This is a genomic window from Ornithinimicrobium sp. (assembly GCF_051004135.1).
In the GTDB taxonomy this organism is placed as follows: domain Bacteria; phylum Actinomycetota; class Actinomycetes; order Actinomycetales; family Dermatophilaceae; genus Ornithinicoccus.
In genome coordinates, this window is record NZ_JBPCKQ010000149.1 from 1 (window position 1) to 3,177 (window position 3,177).

Genomic DNA, 3,177 nt, shown 5'->3' on the forward strand with positions numbered 1-3,177 from the left:
GTGGTGCACCCGACCTGCTCGATGCATCGGGCCGGCACGACGCCGGCGTTGCTCCAGCTCGCAGGGGCGCTCAGCGACGACGTGATGGTGCCGCTGGACTGGGGCTGCTGCGCGTTCGCGGGCGACCGGGGGCTGCTGCACCCTGAGCTCACCGCGTCGGCGACCCGGCGGGAGGCGCAGGAGGTCCGGGGGAGCCAGGCGTCGGCATACGTCTCGACGAACCGGACCTGCGAGATCGGGATGACCCGCGCGACGGGGCGGCCCTACCGCCACGTCCTGGAGGTGCTGGCCGAGGCCACCCGCTGACCGGGGCCGGGGCGTGCATCATCGACTGGCAGCAGATGCACCAACCTGGGCCCTTGGGCGGTGAATCTGCTGCCACTCGACGCGGGTCGGACTGGCGCCACGGGAACGGTTCATGGCGCAGGCGCTGCGCAACGCCCGTCCCAGCGGCACGACTATCGTGAGTCGGGACACTATCCGCCGTGAGGTCCTGCACAGCCTCGACGCCGACGGCACCCCGGCGGTGGACCTCATCGAGATGACCGCGCGCTTCGCCCTCGATCGCGGACTGCACGTGATCATGGAGGGCCTCTTGTATGCCGCTCGCTACGGCGTGATGTTGCGTCGCCTCGCGGAGGAGCACCGAGGGATCACCCGGTGCTATCTCCTGGACGTTCCCTTCGAGGAGACGCTGCGGCGGCACCGGACCAAGGCGGTGGCGGGTGAGTTCGGGGAGGAGCAGATGCGCTCCTGTTGGCAGGACGAGCCACGAGTCGACGGGTTCGATGAGCAGATCATCCGAGCCGCGAGCACACTCGAGGCGACCGTGGCCCTCATCCTGGCCGACTGTGGTTGGACCTCATCTGGCACCGTCCGACCGGGGGAGCCTTCCGTCTTGCCTGCCGACGTGAGTGCCCGACCGGACACCTCAGGTGCACACTAGGCGTATGGCCAAGGTGCGGACCAAGATCGTGATCGAGGACGACCACGTCCAGGTCATCATGGACCGCTTCGGCATCGGCACGAAGACCGAGGCCGCGGACCTGGTCCTGCAGCACCTGGCTGGCCAGCCGATGACCCGAGCGGAGGCACTGGCTATGTGGGGCGCCCGTGCCCTCGCGGAGATTCCCGCCGAGGGCGTCCCTCGAGGCGCCGGCTGATCAAACCTTTTGGACGCCGTCGTTGCGGGTGTGCCAGAGGGCGAGTCCGAGCAGGACGCCCCACAGCGCGAAGAGCGGGTCCCAGAGGAAGGCGTGCCCGAGCAGCGCCGTCCGGTCCTGGTCCCCGGCGACCCCGACCCATCCGGCCAGGGCGAGCCAGGCCACCATGGTGTTGGCGCCGGCCGTACAGCACCAGCAGTCCCGACCCGGCCCACGCGATGACGCGCCACAGCAGCTGTGCCGGCAAGGGGTGCAGGTGGTTGACCAACGGCACGAGTGCACCGCATACCTTGACCGCGAACACCGCGAGCAGCACCGCGGTCACTTGACCGGGCAAGTCCTGTCCCCACTCGAGGGCCCACTCGCCCACGGTGCCGACCAGGGCCGAGCCTCCGACGGCCCAGTACAGACCCGGTATGGCGTGCAGCAGGCCGACGACCGCGCTTGCCGCGAACAGCCGGTCCCCAGTGGTGCTGCGAAGGGCTGTGTCGATCACCTCGTCAGGCTACGGGCAACGATGCACGACGTTGCTTGGCGGCGGGTTACAGCTGATCCGGGTAGCAGATGTCCACCTCGGCGATCGAGGGCGGGAAGTCCTTCCGGTTGTTCGTGATGAAGCGGTCGGCTCCGGCGTGCACTGCCGTGGCCAGGTGGACCGCATCGGCGGCGCGCAGGCGGTATGTCGCAGCGAGCGAGGCCGCCAACCGCCCGGTCTCCTTATCCGCTGGCAGCAGCTCGATCCGGGAGAGCAACCAGCCCAAGGTGTGGAGCTGTGCTTGGTCGTGGTCTCGCATCGGCTTGGACAACAGTTCGGGCAGGAGCAGCACCGACCCCACTCCTACGGAGTCGACCGAGTCGACACCGTCCGGGAACAGCGCCGCCACGGCGGCGCCGACAGGGTGGCGACGGGCAGCGGCATAGATCAGGACATCGGCATCGAAGGCATCCACGGCAGGCGGCTCAGCGGTCCCGTCCAGAGCGGATTTCAGCAACGAGCTCGTCCGCCTGCTCTGTGGTCAAGCCCGGCAGATCCTTCTTGGGCGTCTGCCTCGCTTGCGCCAACACGTCAGCGAGGGCGTCCGCGGAATTCTGGACAGGAGTGCGCCGGCGTCGACGCAGGACGTCGGGGCGGACGAGTACGGCGACTGCACTGCCATGCCTCGTCAGAGTGACCTCCTCGCCGGCCTCGACCCGGTCCAGCACCGAGGTGAGGGTGGCGCGAGCCTGGCTGACGGTCATCGACATGACATGAGTGTACGCCGTTGTACGATCTTCTTGATGTCACCTCTGTGGAGGCGTCGTCCCCACCAACCGAGCGACCAGGTCGAGACCTCGTCTCGGGCCGGCGGTGGGCGGCAGAAGCAGGGTGCGGATGCCGATCTGCGCGGCTGCGCCATCGTCGTGCCAGGTGTCACCTACCATCAGGGTGTCGCCGGGGTCGACGCCGAGCGAGCGCACCGTGTGGGTGAAGATCGCCGGGTCGGGCTTGGTGCGGCCGACCTCGAAGGACAGCACCACCGCGTCGAGCAGGTCGAGCACGCCGCTGCGGGCGAGCATGGGGCGGATGTCCAGGCCGATGTTGGACAGCACGGCGAGGCGTATGCCGTGCGCGCGCAGTTCGCCCATGACCTCCCGGGCGTCGTCGTACAGTCGCCACTGGTCGGAAATCGAGTCATAGAGTGCCGTGGCCAGACCGTCGTCGAAGCCGCCCAGCTGTGTCGTGGTGCGATGCCACACGTCCCGATGAACCGTCGGGGACAGGTCTCGCAGACCGTCCGGGTCGATGCCTTGAGCGTGTGACCAGACCTCCGACAAGAAGGTGAGCCGGTCCGCGTGGCCTTGCCCACCCCATACCTCTCGGGACGACCCCACACGTCCGAGCCCGGTCCACGCCTCGTCCAGCCAGTCGCGGGGAGCGCCGAGGTGAGACAGGGTCTGGTGGAAGTCGAAGATCACCGCGCGGAACGGTCGGGACGGCGCAGCGAGTGCAGCAGCCGAGTCGGGCGAGGCGTCG

General features: G+C 68.9%; 7 protein-coding genes. 3 read left to right on the forward strand and 4 right to left on the reverse strand.

Annotation, left to right across the window (positions count from 1 at the left end):
* The 3 genes from ACR2FV_RS10130 to ACR2FV_RS10140 all read left to right on the forward strand — a co-directional run.
* Positions 1 to 306: heterodisulfide reductase-related iron-sulfur binding cluster (locus tag ACR2FV_RS10130; RefSeq protein ID WP_434015575.1), on the forward strand; the 306-nt coding region annotated here is incomplete at its 5' end.
* A gap of 157 nt (positions 307 to 463) precedes the next feature.
* Entirely contained in the window at positions 464 to 946 is a 483-nt protein-coding gene (locus ACR2FV_RS10135; protein ID WP_434015576.1) for a hypothetical protein, read from the forward strand.
* 4 nt (positions 947 to 950) lie between these two features.
* Entirely contained in the window at positions 951 to 1,163 is a 213-nt protein-coding gene (locus ACR2FV_RS10140; RefSeq protein WP_434015577.1) for a type II toxin-antitoxin system VapB family antitoxin, read from the forward strand.
* On the opposite strand, the gene ACR2FV_RS10145 is transcribed toward ACR2FV_RS10140, so the two are convergent.
* The 4 genes from ACR2FV_RS10145 to ACR2FV_RS10160 all read right to left on the reverse strand — a co-directional run.
* Positions 1,164 to 1,328: a hypothetical protein gene (locus tag ACR2FV_RS10145; protein WP_434015578.1), complete on the reverse strand. Its 165-nt coding sequence runs from the start codon at positions 1,326 to 1,328 to the stop codon at positions 1,164 to 1,166.
* A 377-nt stretch (positions 1,329 to 1,705) separates the two neighbouring features.
* On the reverse strand, positions 1,706 to 2,113 hold the full coding sequence (locus ACR2FV_RS10150; protein WP_434015579.1) for a type II toxin-antitoxin system VapC family toxin: 408 nt from the start codon (positions 2,111 to 2,113) through the stop codon (positions 1,706 to 1,708).
* Between the two features lie 10 nt (positions 2,114 to 2,123).
* A complete protein-coding gene (locus ACR2FV_RS10155) occupies positions 2,124 to 2,408 on the reverse strand; it encodes a type II toxin-antitoxin system Phd/YefM family antitoxin (protein WP_434015580.1) in 285 nt (94 codons plus the stop codon).
* 36 nt (positions 2,409 to 2,444) lie between these two features.
* A partial coding sequence (locus tag ACR2FV_RS10160; protein ID WP_434015581.1) for an HAD family hydrolase occupies positions 2,445 to 3,177 on the reverse strand: 733 nt, incomplete at its 5' end.